Genomic DNA, 21470 nt, shown 5'->3' on the forward strand with positions numbered 1-21470 from the left:
TCGTATCTCCTTGGATGACCTTGGATGACTTCGGGGCGGTCGCACGACCACCGGCTACGAGGTTATACGCCCTGGCTGACAGAGCTCATATTGAAGTCCGGCACCCGCAGGGCCGGCATCGCAGCCCTAGTGAACCAGTCGCTCCACTCCCTCGGCAGCGTCTTTTCCGTGCGCCCGGCCTCCGTGGCGCGGCCGAGCAGGTCGACCGGCGACTCGTTGAACCGGAAGTTGTTGACCTCCCCGGTGACCTCGCCGTTCTCCACGAGATAGACGCCGTCCCGGGTCAGGCCGGTCAGCAGCAGCGTCGCCGGGTCGACCTCGCGGATGTACCAGAGACAGGTCAGCAGCAGCCCGCGCCCGGTGTCCGCGACCATCTCCTCCAGGGACCGGTCGGCGCCGCCGTCAAGGATCAGGTTCCCGATCGACGGAGCCAGCGGAACGCCGGTGAGGGCCGCACTGTGCCGGGTGGTCGTCAGATGCCGCAGCTCCCCGTCGCCGATCCACTCGGTCGCCTTGAGCGGCAGCCCGTTGTCGAACACCGACGCGTCGTCGCCGGAGGCGTGCGCGATCACGAACGGCGCCGCCTCCAGGCCGGGCTCGTGCGGGTCGCTGCGCAGCGTCAGCGGCAGCCCGGAGAGCCGCTCGCCGAGGCGCGTGCCGCCGCCGGGCCTGCTGAAGACCGTGCGGCCCTCGGCCGCGTCCCGGGCCGTCGACGACCACATCTGGTAGATCAGCAGGTCCGCGACCGCGGTCGGCGGCAGCAGCGTCTCGTACCGGCCCGCGGGCAGCTCGACCCTGCGCTCCGCCCAGGCCAGCCGCTGCGCCAGTTCGGCGTCCAGCGCCGCCGGGTCGACGTCCTTGAAGTCCCGCGTCGAACGTCCCGCCCACGCCGAGCGCGTGTGGTCCGGGGACTTGGCGTTGAGCTCCAGCGTGCCGTTCGGCTGGTCGTGGCGCAGCCGCAGCCCGGTCGACGTACCGACGTACGTCGAGACGAGTTCGTGGTTGGCGAAGCCGTACAGGTCACGGCCGCCCGCACGCGCGCGTGCGAACGACTCGCCGAGCGCCGGCGCGAAGTCCGTGAACACGGCGGAGGAGGTCTCCACCGGCGCTTGAGTGAAGTCCGGGGACTGCGGCACCCCCGTCACCAGCGGCTGCGCGTCCTCGGCGGGGCCCGCGCCACGCGCGGCGGCCTCCGCGGCCCGGACCAGCGGCTCCAGCTCGTCCGTGGTGACGGCCGAGCGGGAGACGACCCCGGACGCCGTGCCCTGCGCGCCGTCGACGGTCGCCACGACGGTGAGGGTGCGCCCGCGCGTGACCCCGTTCGTGGTCAGCGCGTTGCCCGCCCAGCGGAGGTTGGCCGTGGAGTGCTCGTCGGCGATGACGACGCACCCGTCCGCGCGGGACATCGCGAGGGCGCGCTCGACGATCTCGTGCGGCTTGTTCGTACGGGCGCTCATCGACCGGCCTCCTGCGTGGTGTTGAGAATGGTGACTCCCCGGAACAGGGCGGACGGGCATCCGTGCGAGACCGCGGCGACCTGGCCCGGCTGGGCCTTGCCGCAGTTGAAAGCCCCTCCCAGTACGTAGGTCTGGGGGCCTCCGAGGGCCTCCATGGAGCCCCAGAACCGGGGCGTGACCCCCTGATACGCGAAGTCCCGGACCTGCCCCTCAAGGCGGCCGTTCCGGATCATGTAGGCCCGCTGACCCGTGAACTGGAAGTTGTAGCGCTGCATGTCGATGGACCAGGAGCGGTCCCCGACGACGTAGATGCCGCGGTCCACGCCGCCGATCAGGTCCTCGGTCGAGGGCCCGGCCGGAGCCGGCCGGAGCGACACATTGGCCATCCGCTGCACGGGAACGTGCGCGGGCGAGTCGGCGTAGGCGCATCCGTTGGACCGCTCGAACCCGGTCAGCCGGGCCATGCGCCGGTCGAGCTGGTAGCCGACCAGCGTGCCGTCCCTGACCAGGTCCCAGGACTGGGCCTCGACGCCCTCGTCGTCGTAGCCGATCGTCGCGAGGCCGTGCTCGGCGGTACGGTCGCCGGTGACGTTCATCAGCTTCGAGCCGTACCGCAGCGTGCCGAGCTGGTCGAAGGTGGCGAAGGACGTGCCGGCGTACGCGGCCTCGTAGCCGAGCGCCCGGTCCAGCTCGGTGGCGTGACCGACGGACTCGTGAATGGTCAGCCACAGGTTGGACGGGTCGACGACCAGGTCGTACGCCCCCGCCTCCACGCTCGGCGCGCGCATCTTCTCGGCGAGCAGCTCCGGCAGCTCCGCCAGCTCCGCCGCCCAGTCCCAGCCGGTGCCCATCAGGTACTCCCAGCCGCGGCCGGCCGGCGGTGCGAGGGTGCGCATCGAGTCGAACTCGCCGGTGGACTCGTCGACCGAGACCGCGGTGAGTTGCGGGTGCAGCCGCACGCGCTGCTGGGTCGTCACGGTCCCCGCGGTATCGGCATAGAACTTGTTCTCGTGGACGGTCAGCAGCGAGGCGTCCACGTGGTCGACACCGTCGGCCGCGAGCAGCCGCGCGCTCCAGTCGGCCAGCAGCTCCGTCTTGTGCACGTCGGGCACGGTGAACGGATCGATCTCGTACGACGAGACCCAGGTCCGCTCCGTGTGCACCGGCTCGCCGGCGATCTCCACCCGCTCCTGCGACCCGGCGGCCTTGATCACCTGCGCGGACAGCTTCGCCAGCGCCACCGCCTGCGACGCGACCTTGGCGGCGGCGTCCAGCGTCAGATCGACACCCGAGGCGAACCCCCAGGTCCCGCCGTGCACGACCCGCACCGCGTACCCCAGGTCGGTCGTGTCCGACGACCCGGCGGGCTTGCCGTCGCGCAACCGCCATCCGGCGCTGCGTACTCGTTCGAAGCGGAAGTCCGCGTGTTCGGCCCCCAGCGCCCGCGCGCGTGCCAGCGCGGCGTCGGCCAGGGCCCGCAGGGGAAGCGCCAGGAACGTCTGATCGATTTCACGGGGCACGGGTGGGGTTTCCCTTCGCTGTGACCATCAGGTCCGTTGTGTTCGGACATCCGACTCACCGATACGGAAGTCAAACACGCCGCGCTCGCGACGGCGGCACGGCGTACCACGAGGATGACGAGGACGACACCGCCGACACCGCCGGCGACGCCTTCCGCGTCCTGTGTACCTGCCGACGAGGCACGACGCAGTGGGCGGGCGCCGGAACAACTCCGGCGCCCGCCTCTGTCATGGCGTACGACGTGTACTCAGTCGTCCAGCGATGACCCTGCCGCGAGTGCGGTGAATGCCGTCCAGGTGCGGGGCGTGACGACGAGAGGGCGGACCCCTTTGTCCTTGGAGTCACGGACGAGGACGGCCTCGGGGCGCACGGCGACCTCGACGCAGTTGTCGCCGCCGCTACCGCTGTAGCTGCTCTTGAACCAGGCCAGTTCGGTGCTCATAGCGCTCCTCGCGCGTCCAGCGACGAGCCCGTCGCGAGTACCGTGAACGCTGCCCAGGCGGTCGGCGTGACGACGAGAGGGCGGATCCCTTTGTCCTTGGAGTCGCGGACGCGGACGGCCTCGGGGCGCACGGCGACCTCGACGCAGTTGTCCCCGTCTCCGCCGCTGTAGCGGCTCTTGAACCAGCTCAGCTCAGGGGTGGTGCTCATAGCGCTCCTCGCGCGTCCAGCGATGACCCTGCCGCGAGTGCGGTGAACGCCGTCCAGGTGCGGGGCGTGACGACGAGAGGACGGATCCCCTTGTCCTTGGAGTCGCGGATGTGGACTGCCTCGGGGCAGACGGCGACCTCGACGCAGTTGTCGCCCTCGCTACCGCTGTAGCTGCTCTTGAACCAGGTCAGTTCAGTGCTCATAGCGCTCCTCGCATCTGTTGCAGCAACTTCACGGTAGCCCGGCAGTCCAGGGCCTGTGAACGCAGCTTGCCATAGCGCTGGAGCAGCACGCTGACGTCTTTGGGAGCGGAGATCAGGGTGCTCGACCGCTGTCCCTCGGTGTAGCCGATCCACTGGTGACCGGGTGTCTCGGCAAGGTACATCTGACCATCGACACCACAGTGGTCCTCTTGCTGGGTGGGCATGATCTGAACCTCGACATTGCGACAGGCACCGACATCCAGAAGGTGATCGATGACATGTCGGGTGACATCGGCACCCCCCAAGCGCCGCTCCAAGACACACTGTTCGATGACGAAAGTGAACGCAGTGTTCGGCCTCTGCGCGATGAGCTGTTGGCGGTCCAGCCGAGCGGCGACCTCACGTTCGAGCTGCTCTTCCGTCACCGGAGGCAACCGCCGGTCAAAGATCGCCCGCATGTACCCCTCCGGCTGCAACAAGCCCGGAACAGCCCGGCACTCGTACGCGTACAAGGAGATCGCCTCCTCCTCGATGCCCGCCCACTGCCGGAACCACGAAGCCAGCCCCGCCTTCCTGGTCAGGCTCCTCGCCGCCGCTGTGAGCACCTTGAGCGCGACCGGCCCCAGCGTCTCCTCCGCCCGCGCGGGCAGATCCGCCGGCGGGAACCGCTTCCCCTGCTCGATCTTCGCGACATACGCGGCCGAGTACCGCACCCGCACCGCGAACTCCTCCTGAGTCAGCCCGGACTCCTCCCGCAGCGCCTTCAAAACCGCGCCGAAGGTCTTGAGACTGTCGGAGAGTTCGGCTTCAGTGTTCGTGCTGCCGCCTCCACCATGTTCCGCCGTCATCGCCGCGCGCCTCCCGTGCTCACGTTCTCGCCGGTCCCCGCTCAACCCGCCCAACCCGCCCAGCGTCACGCCGAGTTACTCACCCAGTCCAGAGTGTGCACTGGTACAGGCACGCCTGTATGGGTGTCGTGCCTGTTGGCGGGGTCTGACGAGCCGGAACGCTGGCCGCATGCCCGCACCACACGCCCAAGAGGCCGTTACCGTACGTGTGTTCGCCCAGCGGCTCTCCGCCACCCGGCGCGGAGCGAGGCTCGCCCGCAGACTGGCCGCGCACCGACTCGACGTCTGGGGTGTGCCGTACGGCAGCCCGGCCTCCGAGACGGTCGCCCTCGTCGTCGCCGAACTCAGCGCCAACGCCGTCCTGCACGGCCGCGTTCCCGGGCGGGACTTCGAACTGCGGCTGCGCTGCGACCGCGCCGCCGGTGTCGTACGCGTCGAGGTGTCCGACACCCACCCGGGCCGCCCGAAGCCGCCCGGGTCGGTCCCGGACCCCGCGGACGCGGACGGCGGCAGGGGGCTGCTCCTCGTGGCTGCCCTCGCCGCGCGCTGGGGCGTCGACGAGCGCGAGGGGCCGGGCAAGACCGTGTGGGCGGAGTGCGCCCTGCCCACGTCCTGAAGCCCGCGGGTGGCTGTGCCGACGGCCCGCTCCTCCGATCTCGTGGCCCAGGGCGAGATCCGGCTCAAGGCGGCCACCACCTCCGACGTCGACCGCCTGCCGCGCTACGAGCTGCCCGCGGGCGGCCCCGACCCGGTTGAGCTGCTTCTCGCCGAGCGCGAGGAGGACGACCGTTGATCTACAGGGAACGCCGCACGGGAGACCGGACCGGAGGCTCACGCTCCCGGCACGGCGGAGTGACCCAGGTGCCTCGACTGTAGGGATCCAACAGTCAGCCCCCTACGCCACTGTCGGTGCCCGATCGTCCGCGCGGCAGCCCGGACCGATAGGTTTCTGAGCGAAGGCGCCTGTCTGTGCAGGGGTTCCAGACCGCTATCGAAAGGGTGATCCGTTGAGCCGCTCGGTTCTCGTCACTGGAGGCAACCGGGGCATCGGCCTCGCCATCGCCCGCGCGTTCGCCGACGCCGGCGACAAGGTCGCGATCACGTACCGCTCGGGCGAGCCGCCGGCCGGCTTCCTCGCGGTCAAGTGCGACATCACCGACACCGAGCAGGTGGAGCAGGCCTACAAGGAGATCGAGGCCGAGCACGGCCCGGTCGAGGTCCTCGTCGCCAACGCCGGCGTCACCAAGGACCAGCTTCTGATGCGCATGTCCGAGGAGGACTTCACCTCGGTCATCGACACCAACCTCACCGGCACCTTCCGCGTCGTCAAGCGCGCCAACCGCGGCATGCTGCGCGCCAAGAAGGGCCGCGTCGTCCTCATCTCGTCGGTCGTGGGGCTGCTCGGGTCCGCCGGGCAGGCGAACTACGCCGCCTCCAAGGCCGGCCTGGTCGGCTTCGCGCGCTCCCTCGCCCGTGAGCTGGGCTCGCGCAACATCACCTTCAACGTCGTCGCCCCCGGCTTCGTCGACACCGACATGACCAAGGCGCTCACCGACGAGCAGCGCGAGGGCATCATGTCGCAGGTGCCGCTCGGCCGCTACGCGCAGCCGGAAGATATCGCCGCGGCGGTGCGGTTCCTCGCCTCCGACGACGCCTCGTACATCACTGGAGCCGTCATCCCCGTTGACGGCGGACTGGGAATGGGTCACTGATCACCATGAGCGGAATTCTCGAGGGCAAGCGCGTCCTGATCTCCGGTGTGCTGATGGAGTCCTCCATCGCCTTCCACGCCGCCAAGCTGGCCCAGGAGCAGGGCGCCGAGATCATTCTGACCGCCTTCCCGCGGCCCACGCTGACCGAGCGCATCGCCAAGAAGCTCCCCAAGCCCACCAAGGTCATCGAGCTCGACGTCACCAACGACGAGCACCTCGGCCGCCTGGCCGACGTCGTCGGCGAGGAGCTGGGCGGCCTCGACGGCGTCGTCCACTCCATCGGCTTCGCGCCGCAGGACGCCCTCGGCGGCAACTTCCTGAACACGCCGTTCGAGTCCGTGGCCACCGCCATGCACGTCTCGGCGTACTCCCTGAAGTCGCTGACCATGGCCTGCCTGCCGCTGATGCAGAACGGCGGCTCGGTGGTCGGCCTCACCTTCGACGCGCAGTTCGCCTGGCCGCAGTACGACTGGATGGGCCCGGCCAAGGCGGCCCTGGAGGCCACCAGCCGCTACATCGCTCGTGACCTGGGCAAGCAGAACATCCGCTGCAACCTCATCTCCGCGGGCCCCCTCGGCTCCATGGCCGCCAAGTCCATCCCGGGCTTCAGCGACCTGGCCGCCGTGTGGGACACCCGCTCCCCGCTGGAGTGGGACCTGAAGGACCCGGAGCCGGCCGGCCGGGGCATCGTCGCCCTGCTGAGCGACTGGTTCCCGAAGACCACCGGCGAGATCATCCACGTGGACGGCGGCCTGCACGCCATCGGCGCCTGAGCGCCCACGGGCGCGAGGCGTGAGGCGTGAGGCGTGAGGGCTTGCGCTCTCGGCCATCCGACCCTTGGCTCTGTCGTACGAGGTCGGTGCCCCGTTTCCGCGCTCCGCGCGGGGAGCGGGGCACCGCCCGTTCGGCGCCTCGGCGTGGGCCGGCCCCGCCCGGTGGGCCGGGTCGGCTCGGCGTGGGTCCGGGGCCTTGGGGTGAGCCCGGTCAGCGCTCCGTGCCCCGCGAACGGCCCGGACGGCACATGAACGGATAGCTCGCCGCCGCCGCGCCTGCCGCGGCCGCGTCGCCCGCGCGGATCGCGTCCACGAGCCCCGAGTGGTCCATGTACACCTCCGGCGTCAGCTCCCCGCCGACGTCGTCGCGCAGCCAGTCCCGCAGCACCTCGCCGAGGTCCGCGTACATCGCCGTCATGACGTCGTTGTGGGACGCCGCCACCACGGCCAGGTGGAACGTGGCGTCGGCGGTCACGAACGCCTCCGCGTCCCCGGACTCCCAGGCCTCCTCACGGCGCAGCAGGAGCGCGTCCAACTGCTTGAGGTCGCGCTCGGTGCGCCGCTCGGCGGCCACCCGGGCGGCACCCGACTCCAGGGTCGAGCGCAGCTCGGCGACATGGGTCGGGTCGGCGTCCGCGAACCGCCGGTGCATCACACCCGCCAGCTCGCTGGTCGCCGCCACGTAGGTACCCGACCCCTGGCGGATGTCCAGCAGACCATTGTGCGCCAGCGCGCGGACGGCCTCGCGGACCGTGTTGCGGGCGACCCCGAGCTGGTCGACCAGCTCGGTCTCGGTCGGGATGCGGGCGCCCACCGGCCATTCGCCCGACGTGATCTGGTTCCGCAGTTCGGCGATGACCTGTTCGGCCAGCGCGGATCGGCGGGGGTGGCTCAGCGGCATGACGGTCCTTCGTGCGGGCCTGGTGGCGGGGCCGGAGAATCCGGAGCGTAGCCCAAGGGAAGCAGTGGACCCCGATTCATCCCATGATTCTATGATGAGCGCTATGGCTTTCGACGAGACAGGGACGGCGACGTCCGCACCGACACCCACGGCCACACCGGTCCGCGGCTCCTCCACCGGACACGACAGCGCGCTCGCGCGGACCGAGAGCGAGGCGGCCGGCACGCGCGCGTGGACGTCGCGTGTGCTGGTCGCCGGCATCCTCCTCGCCGCGCTCAACCTGCGGCCCGCCATCACCAGCTTCGGCGCCCTCCTGGAAGAGGTGCGCGACGGGCTCGGTATGAGCGGCAGCCTCGCCGGACTGCTGACCTCCGTACCTCCGCTGTGCTTCGCCGTCTTCGGCGTCATGGCCCCCCGGCTGGCCCGTCGCTTCGGCGCGGGCGCCGTGGTCTGCGCCGGAATGGCCGCGATCACCGCCGGGCTCGTGATCCGCCCCTACGCCGGGAGCACTGCGGGCTTCCTGACGGCCAGCGCGCTCGCCCTGATGGGCATCGCCGTCAGCAACGTCCTGATGCCGGTGATCGTCAAGCACTGGTTCCCGGACCGGGTGGGCTCGATGACCGGCCTGTACTCGATGGCGCTCGCCCTCGGCACGTCCCTCGCCGCGGCGGCCACGGTCCCCATGACCGACGTCCTGGGCGGTGGCTGGCAGTCGGGTCTCGCGATCTGGGCGGTACTGTCGGCGGCGGCCGTCCTGCCGTGGATTCCGTTCGTCCGCGCGCGTGGTGCCGGTCCCGCGGAGAGCGCCCCCGTCGCCGACGCCGACGCCGACCGGGGCGGGTCCGGCCGGGGCGAGTCCGACGGGCTGCGGATCATCCGGAGCCGTACCGCATGGGCACTGGCCGTCTTCTTCGGGCTCCAGGCCACGGCCGCCTACATCACGATGGGCTGGATGCCGCAGATCTTCCGGGACGCCGGGGTGTCCGCGGGCACGGCCGGAGTGCTGCTGGCCGTCACCATGGTGATGGGCGTGCCCCTCGCTTTCGTCATCCCGCGGCTGGCCATCCGGCTGCCGCACCAGGGGCCGATCGCGGTCGTGCTCGGCATCTGCGGTCTCGCCGGGTACGCGGGCCTGTACTGGGCTCCGGCGGCCGGCGCCTGGGCCTGGGCGCTGCTCCTCGGGATCTCCAACTGCGCCTTCCCCCTGGCCCTGACCATGGTGGGCATGCGGGCTCGCACGAGCGCGGGCGTGGTCCGACTGTCGGCGTTCGCGCAGAGCACCGGCTATCTGCTGTCGATCCCGGGGCCGCTGCTGGTGGGCGTCCTCTACCAGCACAGCGGCGGCTGGGGCCTGCCGCTCGCCCTCATGGCCGCGCTGATGGTCCCGCAGGTAGCGGTGGGCGTCCTGGCGGGCCGCGACCGGACCGTGGAGGACGAGGCGGTGCGCTGAGGGAGTCCGGTGTGTCCGCGATGACCCGGGCGGGTGCGGTCCGCCGGTCGGCGGCCACCCCGCCGGAGGCGGGCCGGGGGAGGAGTGCGAAACTGAGCCCATGCCCGTGCTCGACCCGAATCCCCAGAACGGCCAGAAGAAGATGCTGCTCGTCTTCGGCGCGTTCTTCGCCATCTTCGTGATCATCGCGATCATCGCCACGATCGCCTCACCCTGACGGAGGATGCCCCGAGCTCCCGGGGTGGGGCTGTCCCCCGCATCCCCTAGGGGGTCAGTGTCAGGGACAAGTGGGTGGATCACCGGATGGGTTGAGGGCTGCCGAATCCGTACCTTCGAGATGTGGCTCCCGGCGGCGGACCACGGACCGTCCGAAGACCCACGGAGGCAGCCATGTCGGCCCCCACGCACCCCCGGCCCCACGCGGTGACCACAGGCGGCACCGCCATGCGGCTGCACTGGTGGGCCCTCGCGCTGCCCACGCTGGCCTTCGTGGTCCTGCTGGCGCTGATACTCAATCCGGCGGACGCACGGGCGGGCGGCGACCCCGCGCTCGGCCATGTCGTCGAGCGGATCCAGCAGACGATGACCCACCACGCGCGGTGACACCGCCCGCGCCCGACGGTGACGGTCATGTCTGCCGAGGCGGGCAGCGGAAGGGCCTGGTGGGGCGCTCGCGCGAGGGCGTGCTTGCGACGCGGTCAACTCCCTGCGCTCCCTGGCCTGTTTCATGCAAAGCTGGGACCCATGAGCTCCGCAGAACCCCGCAGGATTGTCCTCTTCCGGCATGCGAAGGCCGACTGGCCGCAGGTGGCCGACCATGAGCGCCCCCTCGCGGACCGGGGCCGCACGGACGCGGCCGTCGCCGGCCGCAAGCTGGCCGACACCGGCATCCCCCTCGACCTGGTCCTCTGCTCCACCGCGACGCGCACCCGCGAGACCTGGAAGCTCGCGGTCCAGGAGCTTCCGCACCGGCCGAAAACCATCTATGAGGAGCGGATCTACGACGCCTCGCCCGGCGAGCTGATCGCCGTGCTCAACGAGACCCCGGACGACATCCAGAGCGTGGTCCTGGTCGGCCACAATCCGGGCATCCACGGCCTCGCCGAGATCCTCTCGGGGACCGCCGAGGACGAGGCCGCCGAGCGGATGGGCCGGCGCGGGTTCCCCGCCGCCGCCTTCGCCGTGCTCTCCCTCGACGGCTCCTGGAAGTCACTGGAGCCGGGCACGGCCACCCTGATCGACTTCTGGGCGCCCACGGAGTAACCCGTCACGGACGGCAGCGAGGGTCGGCACCGGTGACGGTGTCGGCCCGGCAAAGTACACGGCCTCCGGCGGCGCCGTGCGGCACAGGACTCCGTCGTGCGGGGGACTCTCGCCGCGTGAACGTGCGTCGCCGAGCCTGCGCCCGGAGCCCTGAGCCAGGTGACGGGTGCGGCTCAGGGGTCTTCAGAGGATGTCGTCGTGTATGTCGGCCGCCTCGACCTCTTCCCGGGTGACGCCGAGCAGATACAGGACGGTGTCCAGGAAGGGGAAGTTCACCGCGGTGTGCGCGGCCTCGCGGACCACGGGCTTGGCGTTGAAGGCGACGCCCAGGCCGGCCGCGTTCAGCATGTCGAGGTCGTTGGCGCCGTCCCCGATCGCCACGGTCTGCGCCAGCGGTACGCCCGCCTCGGCGGCGAAGCGGCGCAGCAGCCGCGCCTTGCCCGCCCGGTCCACGATCTCGCCGACGACCTTGCCGGTCAGCTTCCCGTCGACGATCTCCAGCGTGTTGGCCTGCGCGAAGTCCAGGCCGAGCCGCTCCTTGAGGTCGTCCGTGACCTGGGTGAAGCCGCCGGAGACGACACCCACCTGGAAGCCGAGTCGTTTCAGCGTGCGGATCAAGGTGCGCGCGCCCGGAGTGAGCCGCACCTCGGCCCGCACCTTGTCGACCACCGACGCGTCCAGCCCCTTCAGCAGCGCCACGCGCGCGTGCAGCGACTGCTCGAAGTCCAGCTCGCCGCGCATGGCGGCCGCCGTCACCTCGGCGACCTCCGCCGCACAGCCCGCGTGCGCGGCGAACAGCTCGATGACCTCGTCCTGGATGAGCGTCGAGTCCACATCCATGACGACCAGACGCTGGGCCCGCCGGTGCAGACCGGCCGCGACGACGGCGACATCGACACCGAGTGCCGCGGCATCGGTCGCCAGGGCGGTGCGCAGCGGCTCGGTCTCCACGCCGGACACGGCGAACTCGACGGCCGTCACGGGGTACTTGGCGAGCCGGAAGATACGGTCGATGTTGCCGCCGGCAGCGGCGATACGGGCGGCGATGGCGGCCGTCGACTCGGCGGTGAGCGGATGGCCGAGCACGGTGACCAGGGAGCGTCCGAGGCCACGCGGACGGTTGTCGCCGATCCCGGAGATGATCTCCGCCTCCATCTTCATGGAGTCCGCCCAGTTGTGGACGGTCGCCCGCAGATCACCCTCGAGCCCGGACGGGGGCATCGTCACCAGGGCGCACAGCACCATCCGGCCCCGGGTGACGACCTGCTCGATGTCGACGACGTCGACGCCGTAGGCGGCCAGGGTGTCGAACAGGCCGGCCGTCAGGCCGGGCCGGTCCTTGCCGAAGATCTTGACAAGGAGAGTGGGGGCATCGGTGGTCTGCGCAGCGCTCATGGTGTTTCCACCGTATCCGGCACCCAGTGCCTACGGCGTGCCCGGTCCGTCTAGCGGACACGGAACACTGGATGGCGGGTGGGTGACGAACGGCTTGATCGGCGGCGAAGGCGCAGGGTGGGGCGGGGGCGAGGCAGGGCGGCCCGTCAGCCGCGCCCCTGGGGACGTCCGGGCGGAGGAGGTCCAGGGGGCGGGGGATGCGGCGGGAGCGGCCCCAGGTCCGAGGGCGGCGGCGTCGCCCGGGGACGGCGTCGGGGCAGCGGGGCGGGTTGCCCGATCAGCCCGATCATCGTGCGTGCCCCGTACACGTCACCACGGGCGGGCGGCGCACCCCTGCCCGGCGGCGACGGCACGCGTCGAAACGCTGGTTCACGCTCGTCACCAGGCCCGGCTTTCGGTCGGAGCGCCGAGCCTGAAATAGTTCCCCACGATGTCAGAGATTCCTCCACTCCCCGTGAGTGGGGATGACTCGGGGGACAACTCAGTGGGGCATGGAGTGCCTGAACTCGTAGTGGAATGCAAGGGACGCACCTGGACGCTCGACGCGTCCGGGCCGTACGCCCTCGGACGCGATCCGCAGGGGGACATCGTGCTCGAGGACGCCAGGGTCTCCTGGCGCCACGCCACGATCGGCTGGAACGGGCACAGTTGGGTCCTGGAGGACCGGGGGAGCACCAACGGAACCTTCGTCGGGGGCCTGCGCGTTCACCAGCTGGAGATCGGCGCGGACACGACCGTGCACCTGGGCAACGCGACCGACGGGCCGGGCCTGACCTTCTCCGCCGCCGCGACCGCCGTGGCCGCCCCGCAGACCGGGCCCCGGCAGCAGCCGTACGCGGCACAGGGCGCGGGGGTCGGCTGGGATCAGCCGGCCCCGCACCAGCAGGCACCCCAGCAGCAGGTCCCGCATCAGCCGGCCCCGCAGCAGGCGCCCGCGCAGAACCGCCAGACGCCCCAGCAGCCCGCTGCCCGGATCCCGCAGCAGCAGAGTCCCGGTGCTGACACGGGGGCGCCACCGGTCCACGGTGACCGCGGCCCGACCACGTTCCACCAGCTCGCCCTCGGCCGGGTGATGCGCATCGGCCGCGCGCTGGAGAACGACCTGGTCGTCTCCGACCTCCAGGTCTCCCGGCACCACGCCGAGTTCCACGCCACGCCCGACGGCCGTTTCGAGATCCGCGACCTGGGCTCGCACAACGGCACGTTCGTCAACGGCATGCCGATCGGCAAGGGCGGTGCGGCGCTGCTCGGCCCGGACGACATCGTCGGCGTGGGCCACTCGACGTTCCGTCTGGTCGGCGACCGGCTGGAGGAGTTCGTCGACACCGGTGAGGTCTCCTTCTCCGCCCGCCATCTGACCGTCACGGTCGACGGCGGCAAGCAGATCCTCAAGGACGTCTCCTTCGGCGTCCCGGAGAAGTCGCTGATCGCGGTCATCGGCCCGTCCGGCTCCGGCAAGTCGACGCTGCTGAAGGCGCTCACCGGTTACCGTCCCGCGAACCAGGGCGACGTCCTCTACGACAACCGGAACCTGTACAAGCAGTTCGCCGAGCTGCGCCAGCGCATCGGCCTGGTCCCGCAGGACGACATCCTGCACAAGGAGCTGAGCGTCAAGAAGGCCCTGAAGTACGCGGCCAAGCTGCGCTTCCCCGCCGACACCACGGCCGCCGAGCGTGCGGCCCGCATCGACGAGGTGCTGCGCGAGCTGAAGCTGGACGTGCACCGGGAGAAGAAGGTCACCTCCCTCTCCGGCGGTCAGCGCAAGCGTGTCTCGGTGGCCCTGGAGCTGCTCACCAAGCCGTCGCTGATCTTCCTGGACGAGCCGACCTCCGGCCTCGACCCGGGCATGGACCGCGATGTCATGCAGTTGCTGCGGGGCCTCGCCGACGACAGCCGTACGGTCCTCGTCGTCACCCACTCCGTGGCCGAGCTGGCGCTGTGCGACAAGCTCCTGGTGATGGCGCCGGGCGGGGCCGTCGCCTACTTCGGCCCGCCGGAGGAGGCGCTGAACTTCTTCGGCTACGAGACCTGGGCCGATGTCTTCACCGCCTTCGAGGACTACCGCGACTACGACTGGGCGGGCCGCTGGAAGGGCTCGCAGCACTATCAGACGTACGCCGCGGACATCGACGCCGTGGCCCCGCAGTCCGTCCCCATGCCGCCGCCGCAGGCGATCAAGCCCGCCAAGCCGCAGGGCTGGTTCTCCCAGCTCGGCACCCTGATCCGGCGGTATGGCGCGGTCATCGCCTCCGACAAGGGCTTCCTCGCGCTGACGGTGATCCTGCCGGCGGTGCTCGGCGCGGTCAGTCTGCTCATCGACAGCGACAAGGGCCTGCTGGTCAACCCGGTCAGCTCGAAGACCGGCATGCCCGTCCCGAACGGCACGGCCACCACGGTCCTGCTGATCCTCGCGGTCGGCGCGTGCCTGGCGGGCACCGCCAACTCCGTCCGCGAACTGATCAAGGAGCGGGTCATCTACGAACGGGAGCGCGCCACCGGCCTGTCCCGTTCGGCGTATCTGATGTCCAAGGTGGTCGTGCTCGGCACGATCACCGTGCTGCAGGGCCTGATGGTGGGCCTGATCGGCTTCTCCAGCCGGGAGATCCCCGAGCAGGGCCTGATCCTCGGTCATGCCACGCTGTTCGAGCTGTGCCTGCCGGTCATGGCGCTCGGCTTCACCTCGATGATGGTCGGCCTGGTCATCTCCTCGCTGGTGAAGACCGCCGAGAAGACGATGCCGCTGCTGGTCATGTTCGTGATCGTCCAGGTCGTGTTCACCGGCTGCCTGTTCACGCTGAACGGCACGGTGGGCGTCAACCAGGTCTCGTATCTGATGCCGTCCCGCTGGGCGGTCGCGGCCGCCGGCACGACGCTGGACTTCAACAACATCGCCCCGAACAAGGACGACCCGACCAGCACGGACCCGCTGTGGAACCACACGGCGTCGGCCTGGACCCTGGACATGGTCGTCCTGATCGCGCTCGGCGTGCTCTGCGGCTTCCTCGTGGCCCGCTTCCTGCGCCGCCACGAACCCGAGGTCATGCGGAAGTGACCGCTCCCAGGACGCGCGGAAGGGCGGCACCCTCAGGGGGTGCCGCCCTTTCTTCCGTTCAGGCGAGCAGAGGCCCGCGCCGACCTCAGTACGCGCTGTTGACGTTGTCCATCGAGCCGTACCGGTGCGCCGCGTAGTTGCAGGCGGCGGTGATGTTCGCGACCGGGTCGTAGATGTTCCAGGACGTGCCCTCGACGTGGTACGCGCTGAAGGTCGGCGGGATGACCTGGAGCAGCCCCTTGGAGGGGATGCCGTTCTGGGCGTTGATGTCCCAGTTGTTGATGGCCATCGGGTTGCCGGAGGACTCCCGCATGATGTTGCGGTACAGGCCGTGGTACGAGCCCGGGATGCCCTTCTGCGCCATGATGTCGAGCGACTCGCGGATCCAGCCGTCGAGGTTGTTGGCGTAGCTCCTCGGGGCGGGAGCGGCCTGCTGGACCTGCGGGCGCTCCGCGGACCGGCTCGCGGCCTGCTGCACGGGACGCTGCTGCTGGGGCTGCGCGACGGCCTGCTGCACGGCCGGCTTGGCGGCGGCCTTCTGCTTGGCGGCGATGGCCTCGGCCTTCAGAGCCTGGGTGGCCATCTGGTCGGTCACGCTGACCTTGATCTCCTTGGCCGGCTGGTTGCCGAGCGTCACCGGGGCCGACGCGACGGGGGCCGCGTGGACCGTGCTCTGTGCCTCGCTCGGCGCGGCGGTGACCACGAGGGCGCAGCAGCCGAGGGCGGCCACACCGGCGATGGAGAGCTTGTGGGCCTTGGTCAGGTCACGACTGCGGGCACGGAGGGCGGTGATGTTCTTGGGCATGTTGAGGGACCTCTTCGTGTAGCTCGGAGGTCGCTCTGGTGCCGGCGGAAGACGGATGTTTCCAGCACAAGCGCCGCGGGTAGAGCCCGCGGCGCCGAGCGACGTGAGCAATTCTTAGCTGCCGCAAAAACACCAGGCAAAGATGTGACGTACGATCCCCGGTAGTGGACACGGGCACGGCGAAACGGGGCAGACCGACATGTCTGCCCCGCTCACCACAGGCTTCTTTGTCTCCTATGTTCCTTCGTACGTGATGTGGGTCCTATGCGCGGCCTCACATCCGGGCCGGGCGTGTCTCACCAACGGTTGCTGGAGCAATGCTCTGTGTGAGGCGTCTCCTCCGGCAGGATGAGGTGCGTGTCACCGAACTCGTGCCACAGGTAGAGCCCGGCCAGCGCCTCCTCGTAGCCACGGCGGATCGCGGCCCGTCCCGCGACGGCCTCCAGCATCAGCAGATGCGACGCCTCCGGCTCGTGCAGCCCGGTCAGCAGCCCGTCGACCACGCGCACCCCGCGCTCGGGCGTCACCACCAGATCCGTCCAGCCCTGCCGCGCCCGTACGACACCGTCGGCGCCCGCCGCGGACTCCACCGCCCGCACGGCCGTCGTACCGACCGCGATCACCCGGCCACCCGTCCGTCCCCCGCCACGGCCCGTGCCGGGCGGTGTCCCGCGCCCCCGGTCTCCGGCCCGCACCGCGTTGATCAGCCGTGCCGACGCCTCCGGCACCGCGAAACGCTCCGGGTACGGCGGCTCGTGCGCCTCCGCCGACGCCACCCCCGTGTGCAGTGTGATCGGCGCGAACTGCACCCCCCGGCTCACCAGCTCCGCGACCAGGCGCACGGTGAAGGGGCGCGCCGCGCTCGGCATCTCGGCGCTGCCCGCGCCGTCGGGGGACGGCAGCGCGAACACCGTCTGATACGCGGACAGCGGCTGGTCCCGCTCCGTATAGGAGTAACGAATGGGCCGCCCGTGCCGGCCCAGCAGCCCCGGCACGTCCCTGTCCGACGGGCGGGCCCACCACAACCGGTCCCCCCTCGGCGACAGGGGCTCCTCCAGGACCAGCCGTACGTCCTCCGGGAGCCGCACCTCCGTCCCCGCAGGCCCGCCACCGGCCTTGTGACGAGCGCCTCGCGCCCCGCCCGGGTCACGCGCGCGCGTCGTGCCCCGTCCGTCCGGATCGCGCAGCTCGACCGCCCACCGCCCGTCGTCCCCACACGTCGAGAAGTGCACCACCACGCGCGCGTGCCCCACCGTGCCGTCCACCGCGGCCGCCAGCGTCGGCGAGGTGTTGACGACCAGCACATCCCCCGCCCGCAGCAGCCGCGGCAGCTCCGCGAACGTGTGGTGCGCCACCTCGGTGCCGCGCGAGACCAGCAGTCGCACGGAGTCCCGGGCCAGTCCGGGCCCGCGCTGCTCGGCCGGCACCCGCGCCGACAGCTCCCCGGGAACCCTCAGCCACGCTCGGCCGCGTGCGAGCGGGGGCACCCCCCTCGCCGCGGTCACCGCACCTCCGACAGGGACGACGCACCGTAGCGGCCGCTCGGCGGGCGCTCGTCCAGCAGCCTCAGGAACGCGGGCACCACGTGCTCCGGTGCCGGCCGCGGACCGTCGTCGTCGGGTACGGCCGCCGCGTACAGGTCCGTGGCCATGTCCCCGGGGTCGACCGCCCACACCCGCAGCCCCGGCTCCTCCACGCCGAGCACCGCCGCCAACCGGTCGAGCGCCGCCTTGGACGCGCCGTACCCGCCCCATGTCCCGTACGCCTCGGCCGCCGCGTCGGAGCTGACGGCGATCACCGCCCCCGCCTCCGCCGCCCGCAGCAGCGGCAGCGCCTCCTGGACGAGGCCCAGCGCGGCGACCACGTTCACCTCCAGCGCCCGCCGCAGCCCGTCGAGCCGAAGCTCCGCGAGCCGCACCAGCGGCTCCGCGCCCAGCGCGCTCGCGTTGTTCACCAGCAGGTCGAGCCCGCCCAGCTCGCGGGCCGCCGTCACCAGACCGGCCCGGTGCCCCGCGTCCGTCACATCACCCGGAAGCGCCACCACCCGCGTCCCGTGTGCCGACAGAGCCGCCGCCGTCTCCGTGAGGACCGTCGCGGACCTGGCGTCCAGCACCAGGTCCCAGCCGCGCGCCGCCAGGGCCGCGCCCAGCGCCCGCCCCAACCCCTTGGAAGCCCCCGTGATGATCGCAACCGGCATGCCCACCCGTCCCCTCGTCCCTCGGCCGCCGCTGATCGGCGGCGACCTCACCGTAGGAACGGCGCGGCCCCGGCCGCCTCGGACGCGGGCCGCAGGGAAGCGGGGCCCTTCGGCCTAGGTCCACCGGCGGAGGCGGGAGCGGTCACCGGCCGGATACCGCCGTCACCCCTCGCCGGTACGGTGAGGTCATGAGCCATCGACCCCGGTCGGGCCTGTACGCGGTGAGCTCCGCGCTGCTGGCCATGAGCAGGCACCTGGAGGTGCGCGACGTCCTCAAGACGATCGTCGCCTCGGCCCGCGAGCTGCTCGACGCGGAGTACGCGGCACTGGGCGTCCCGGACGACCACGGCGGCTTCGCCCAGTTCGTCGTGGACGGCGTCACCGAGGAGCAGTGGAAGGCCATCGGCCCGCTCCCGCGCCAGCACGGCATCCTGGCCGCGATGCTGCACGAGGCGAAGCCGGTGCGGCTCGCCGACGTCCGCCGGGACCCGCGCTTCGGGGGCTGGCCGAGCACCCACCCGCAGATGTCCGACTTCCTGGGCCTGCCCATCCGCGACGGCGACGAGACCATCGGCGCGCTGTTCCTGGCCAACAAGAGGTGCCCGCGACGAGAGGGCCGCTGCGGCTTCACCGACGACGACGTGGAACTGCTCTCGATCCTCGCCCAGCACGCCGCGATCGCCCTCACCAACGCCCGTCTCTACGAGCGCAGCCGGGAGCTGACCATCGCCGAGGAGCGCTCCCGGCTGGCCCACGAGCTGCATGACGCGGTCAGCCAGAAGCTCTTCTCCCTGCGGCTCACCGCGCAGGCCGCGACGGCCCTGGTCGACCGCGACCCGGGGCGCGCCAAGGGCGAGCTGCAGCAGGTGGCCGCGCTCGCCGCCGAGGCCGCCGACGAACTGCGCGCCGCCGTCGTCGAGCTGCGCCCCGCCGCGCTCGACGAGGACGGCCTCGTCAACACCCTGCGCACCCAGGTCCAGGTCCTCGACCGCGCCCACGTCGCGCGTGTGACCTTCACCAGCCTGGGCGTCCGCGCCCTGCCGGCCGCCCAGGAGGAGGCGCTGCTGCGGGTCGCCCAGGAGGCGCTGCACAACGCCCTGCGGCACTCCGGTGCCGGGCGGGTCCAGGTGACCCTGGAGAAGCGCGGCCCGGGTGCCGCCCTGCACGTCATGGACGACGGCGGCGGGTTCGAGCCCCAGGCGGTGCGCCGGGCCGGGCGCCATCTCGGCCTGGTCTCCATGCGTGACCGGGCGAGCGGGGTCGGTGGCTCGCTGACCGTGGAATCGGCGCCCGGGAAGGGCACCACCATCAAGATGGAGGTCCCTGGTGGCTGACGCGATCAAGGTGCTGCTCGTCGACGACCACCAGGTCGTCCGCCGCGGGCTGCGCACCTTCCTCGAAGTGCAGGACGACATCGAGGTCGTCGGAGAGGCATCCGACGGCGCCGAAGGGGTCGCCCTCGCCCAGGAGCTGACCCCCGACGTCATCCTCATGGACGTCAAGATGCCGGGGATGGACGGCATCGACGCGCTGCGCAGGCTCCGCGAGCTCGACCATCCCGCGCGCGTGCTGATCGTCACCAGCTTCACCGAGCAGCGCACGGTGGTGCCGGCCCTGCGCGCGGGTGCCGCCGGCTATGTGTACAAGGACGTGGACCCCGACGCCCTCGCCGGAGCCATCCGGTCCGTGCACGCGGGGCACATCCTGCTCCAGCCGGAGGTGGCCGGCGCGCTGTTGTCCCAGGAGGAGGCCAACTCCGGTCAGGGCAGAGGCGGTTCGCTCACCGAGCGCGAGCGGGAGGTGCTGGGCCTGATCGCGGACGGCCGGTCCAACCGGGAGATCGCCCGGGCGCTGGTGCTGTCGGAGAAGACGGTCAAGACCCATGTCTCCAACATCCTGATGAAACTGGACCTGGCCGACCGCACCCAGGCCGCGCTCTGGGCGGTACGGCACGGTGCTAACGGCTGAGCGGATCTTCGTACCGTCGGGTGCATGTCCTCCGGGTGGCGCATCCTCGATCGATTCCGGCCGTTCCCCAAGGCGTGCCGCGGCGCCTGCCGCAGTGCTCGCAAGGAGAGGGCTCAGCAGTGAAGAACCTGAAGAAGGCCGCAGCCGTCACCCTGGTGGCCGGTGGACTGATCGCCACCGGTGCCGGCCTCGCCTCCGCCCACGACGGGGCGCACGCCGACGGACGGGCCGCGGGCTCCCCGGGCGTCGTGTCGGGCGACGTCATCCAGGCTCCGGTCCACGTCCCCGTCCATGCGGTCGGCAACACCGTGAACGTGGTCGGCGCCCTGAACCAGGCCTTCGGCAACCTGGGTCTCGACCACTGAGGCAGGCGACGGTCCGCTCTTCACGGCGGCCTCACCGGGAGTCCCCGGGGGCCGGCCGGGTACGGCCACGGATCACCGCACCTCCCGCTGCTCCACGATGGAGTTGTACGCCGCCACCTGCGCCCGCCGTGCCGTCCGCTCCACCGGGCGCAGCGCCTGGGCCCGGGCCGCCATCTCGGAGGCGCTCACCGCGCCCCCGTGCCCGTTCTCGTACGCGACCGAGATCAGCAGGCCCACGCGCCGGGCCAGTTCCAGCACCCGCACCGCCCGCGGCGGATACCCCGGCGCCAGGACCTCCCGCCCCCGCTCGGCCCGCGCCCGGTACGCGTCGATCGCCGCCTCCGCCACCGGCCCCGACCCCGCCACATCCAGCCGCGACAACACCTCCGTCGCCTCGCGCAGCGCCTCCGCCAGCTCCCGCTCGGCCTCCCCGAGCGAGGGCACATCGGCAGGCGGCGCCTCCCGCACCGGCAGACAGTGCCAGACGACCTCGACATGCACATCGCCGTCCGGCCCCGCCTCGCGGACCTCCGGCACCAGCCCGAACGCGGCCCCGTGACAGACCACCGCCTCCTCGGCCTCCAACGCCCGCGCGTTGAACTCGGGCGGGCCGCTGAGCCCCAGCGGATGCCCCGGCGCGGGCAGCGCCACCAGCAGTCCGGCCACCCCGAGCGCGCGCAGCCGCCCCAGTGCGAGAGTGAGACCGACGGGCGCCGACTCACCCGGCAGCCCCTCCACCCGGTGCACCGCATCGTCCCCGACGATGGCCGACGCGGCGTCATCCGGCGAGACAAATCCGGCCAACAGAGCATTTCCCCATGCGGCCAGCCGGCCTGAGCGTGGTTCCGAGAGCATGCCTCCACCCTACGGACCGGACCTATGGAATCGGCCGGGCGACCAGTGGCGTAG

The 21470-nt window shown here is 71.5% G+C and carries 24 protein-coding genes; 12 read left to right on the forward strand and 12 right to left on the reverse strand.

Annotated features, from left to right (window positions below; translation table 11 throughout):
* Positions 1-62: 62 nt before the first annotated feature.
* From ACWD5Q_RS29825 to ACWD5Q_RS29850, 6 genes are all read right to left on the reverse strand, one after another.
* Positions 63-1457 carry a metallopeptidase TldD-related protein gene (locus ACWD5Q_RS29825; RefSeq protein WP_451430172.1) on the reverse strand — a complete coding sequence of 465 codons (1395 nt, stop codon included), beginning with the start codon at positions 1455-1457 and terminating at the stop codon, positions 63-65.
* On the reverse strand, positions 1454-2977 hold the full coding sequence (locus ACWD5Q_RS29830) for a TldD/PmbA family protein (protein ID WP_451430173.1): 1524 nt from the start codon (positions 2975-2977) through the stop codon (positions 1454-1456). Before ACWD5Q_RS29830 ends, ACWD5Q_RS29825 begins: the two co-directional genes overlap by 4 nt.
* Positions 2978-3225: 248 nt before the next feature.
* Positions 3226-3420, reverse strand: a complete 195-nt coding sequence (locus ACWD5Q_RS29835) for a DUF397 domain-containing protein (protein WP_451430174.1) — start codon at positions 3418-3420, stop codon at positions 3226-3228.
* The gene (locus ACWD5Q_RS29840; RefSeq protein ID WP_451430175.1) at positions 3417-3629 is read right to left on the reverse strand and encodes a DUF397 domain-containing protein; all 213 of its coding nucleotides are present in this window, start codon (positions 3627-3629) and stop codon (positions 3417-3419) included. Before ACWD5Q_RS29840 ends, ACWD5Q_RS29835 begins: the two co-directional genes overlap by 4 nt.
* Positions 3626-3832: a DUF397 domain-containing protein gene (locus ACWD5Q_RS29845; RefSeq protein ID WP_451430176.1), complete on the reverse strand. Its 207-nt coding sequence runs from the start codon at positions 3830-3832 to the stop codon at positions 3626-3628. The genes ACWD5Q_RS29840 and ACWD5Q_RS29845 overlap by 4 nt, the downstream gene beginning before the upstream one ends.
* Positions 3829-4680 (reverse strand): helix-turn-helix domain-containing protein, encoded by an 852-nt coding sequence (locus ACWD5Q_RS29850; protein WP_451430177.1) that lies wholly within the window; start codon positions 4678-4680, stop codon positions 3829-3831. Before ACWD5Q_RS29850 ends, ACWD5Q_RS29845 begins: the two co-directional genes overlap by 4 nt.
* Positions 4681-4849: 169 nt before the next feature.
* Here ACWD5Q_RS29850 and ACWD5Q_RS29855 point away from each other — a divergent pair, with 169 nt between their 5' ends.
* The 4 genes from ACWD5Q_RS29855 to fabI all read left to right on the forward strand — a co-directional run bounded on the left by ACWD5Q_RS29855 (position 4850) and on the right by fabI (position 7165).
* On the forward strand, positions 4850-5296 hold the full coding sequence (locus ACWD5Q_RS29855; protein WP_451430178.1) for an ATP-binding protein: 447 nt from the start codon (positions 4850-4852) through the stop codon (positions 5294-5296).
* A 9-nt stretch (positions 5297-5305) separates the two neighbouring features.
* On the forward strand, positions 5306-5473 hold the full coding sequence (locus ACWD5Q_RS29860) for a hypothetical protein (RefSeq protein ID WP_451430179.1): 168 nt from the start codon (positions 5306-5308) through the stop codon (positions 5471-5473).
* Positions 5474-5687: 214 nt separating this feature from the next.
* Complete coding sequence (fabG, locus tag ACWD5Q_RS29865; RefSeq protein ID WP_451430180.1) at positions 5688-6392, forward strand: 3-oxoacyl-[acyl-carrier-protein] reductase; 705 nt, start codon at positions 5688-5690, stop codon at positions 6390-6392.
* Positions 6393-6397: 5 nt separating this feature from the next.
* The gene (gene fabI / locus ACWD5Q_RS29870) at positions 6398-7165 is read left to right on the forward strand and encodes an enoyl-ACP reductase FabI (protein WP_451430181.1); all 768 of its coding nucleotides are present in this window, start codon (positions 6398-6400) and stop codon (positions 7163-7165) included.
* Positions 7166-7376: 211 nt separating this feature from the next.
* Here fabI and ACWD5Q_RS29875 read toward each other — a convergent pair whose 3' ends face one another.
* A complete protein-coding gene (locus ACWD5Q_RS29875) occupies positions 7377-8066 on the reverse strand; it encodes a FadR/GntR family transcriptional regulator (protein ID WP_451430182.1) in 690 nt (229 codons plus the stop codon).
* A 103-nt stretch (positions 8067-8169) separates the two neighbouring features.
* On the opposite strand from ACWD5Q_RS29875, the gene ACWD5Q_RS29880 reads away from it, so the two are divergent.
* From ACWD5Q_RS29880 to ACWD5Q_RS29895, 4 genes are all read left to right on the forward strand, one after another.
* A complete protein-coding gene (locus ACWD5Q_RS29880; protein ID WP_451430183.1) occupies positions 8170-9516 on the forward strand; it encodes a CynX/NimT family MFS transporter in 1347 nt (448 codons plus the stop codon).
* A 100-nt stretch (positions 9517-9616) separates the two neighbouring features.
* Positions 9617-9733 carry an SGM_5486 family transporter-associated protein gene (locus ACWD5Q_RS29885; RefSeq protein WP_311698178.1) on the forward strand — a complete coding sequence of 39 codons (117 nt, stop codon included), beginning with the start codon at positions 9617-9619 and terminating at the stop codon, positions 9731-9733.
* A gap of 173 nt (positions 9734-9906) precedes the next feature.
* On the forward strand, positions 9907-10119 hold the full coding sequence (locus ACWD5Q_RS29890) for a hypothetical protein (protein WP_451430184.1): 213 nt from the start codon (positions 9907-9909) through the stop codon (positions 10117-10119).
* Positions 10120-10260: 141 nt separating this feature from the next.
* A complete protein-coding gene (locus ACWD5Q_RS29895) occupies positions 10261-10779 on the forward strand; it encodes a SixA phosphatase family protein (protein WP_451430185.1) in 519 nt (172 codons plus the stop codon).
* A gap of 183 nt (positions 10780-10962) precedes the next feature.
* Here ACWD5Q_RS29895 and serB read toward each other — a convergent pair whose 3' ends face one another.
* Positions 10963-12174 carry a phosphoserine phosphatase SerB gene (gene serB, locus ACWD5Q_RS29900; RefSeq protein ID WP_451430186.1) on the reverse strand — a complete coding sequence of 404 codons (1212 nt, stop codon included), beginning with the start codon at positions 12172-12174 and terminating at the stop codon, positions 10963-10965.
* A gap of 496 nt (positions 12175-12670) precedes the next feature.
* Here serB and ACWD5Q_RS29905 point away from each other — a divergent pair, with 496 nt between their 5' ends.
* The gene (locus ACWD5Q_RS29905) at positions 12671-15226 is read left to right on the forward strand and encodes an FHA domain-containing protein (protein WP_451430187.1); all 2556 of its coding nucleotides are present in this window, start codon (positions 12671-12673) and stop codon (positions 15224-15226) included.
* A gap of 85 nt (positions 15227-15311) precedes the next feature.
* On the opposite strand, the gene ACWD5Q_RS29910 is transcribed toward ACWD5Q_RS29905, so the two are convergent.
* From ACWD5Q_RS29910 to ACWD5Q_RS29920, 3 genes are all read right to left on the reverse strand, one after another.
* The gene (locus tag ACWD5Q_RS29910; protein WP_451430188.1) at positions 15312-16031 is read right to left on the reverse strand and encodes a transglycosylase SLT domain-containing protein; all 720 of its coding nucleotides are present in this window, start codon (positions 16029-16031) and stop codon (positions 15312-15314) included.
* A gap of 296 nt (positions 16032-16327) precedes the next feature.
* Positions 16328-17536: an S-adenosylmethionine:tRNA ribosyltransferase-isomerase gene (locus ACWD5Q_RS29915; RefSeq protein WP_451430189.1), complete on the reverse strand. Its 1209-nt coding sequence runs from the start codon at positions 17534-17536 to the stop codon at positions 16328-16330.
* Positions 17533-18228 carry an SDR family NAD(P)-dependent oxidoreductase gene (locus ACWD5Q_RS29920; protein WP_451430190.1) on the reverse strand — a complete coding sequence of 232 codons (696 nt, stop codon included), beginning with the start codon at positions 18226-18228 and terminating at the stop codon, positions 17533-17535. The genes ACWD5Q_RS29915 and ACWD5Q_RS29920 overlap by 4 nt, the downstream gene beginning before the upstream one ends.
* A 188-nt stretch (positions 18229-18416) precedes the next feature.
* Here ACWD5Q_RS29920 and ACWD5Q_RS29925 point away from each other — a divergent pair, with 188 nt between their 5' ends.
* From ACWD5Q_RS29925 to ACWD5Q_RS29935, 3 genes are all read left to right on the forward strand, one after another.
* Positions 18417-19562 (forward strand): GAF domain-containing protein, encoded by a 1146-nt coding sequence (locus ACWD5Q_RS29925; RefSeq protein ID WP_451430191.1) that lies wholly within the window; start codon positions 18417-18419, stop codon positions 19560-19562.
* Complete coding sequence (locus ACWD5Q_RS29930; RefSeq protein ID WP_451430192.1) at positions 19555-20196, forward strand: response regulator; 642 nt, start codon at positions 19555-19557, stop codon at positions 20194-20196. The genes ACWD5Q_RS29925 and ACWD5Q_RS29930 overlap by 8 nt, the downstream gene beginning before the upstream one ends.
* Before the next feature lie 119 nt (positions 20197-20315).
* Positions 20316-20561 (forward strand): chaplin, encoded by a 246-nt coding sequence (locus ACWD5Q_RS29935; RefSeq protein ID WP_451430193.1) that lies wholly within the window; start codon positions 20316-20318, stop codon positions 20559-20561.
* 72 nt (positions 20562-20633) lie between these two features.
* On the opposite strand, the gene ACWD5Q_RS29940 is transcribed toward ACWD5Q_RS29935, so the two are convergent.
* Positions 20634-21416: a hypothetical protein gene (locus ACWD5Q_RS29940; protein ID WP_451430194.1), complete on the reverse strand. Its 783-nt coding sequence runs from the start codon at positions 21414-21416 to the stop codon at positions 20634-20636.
* Positions 21417-21470: the final 54 nt, after the last annotated feature.

The sequence above is a fragment of the Streptomyces sp. NPDC002513 genome, assembly GCF_053595355.1.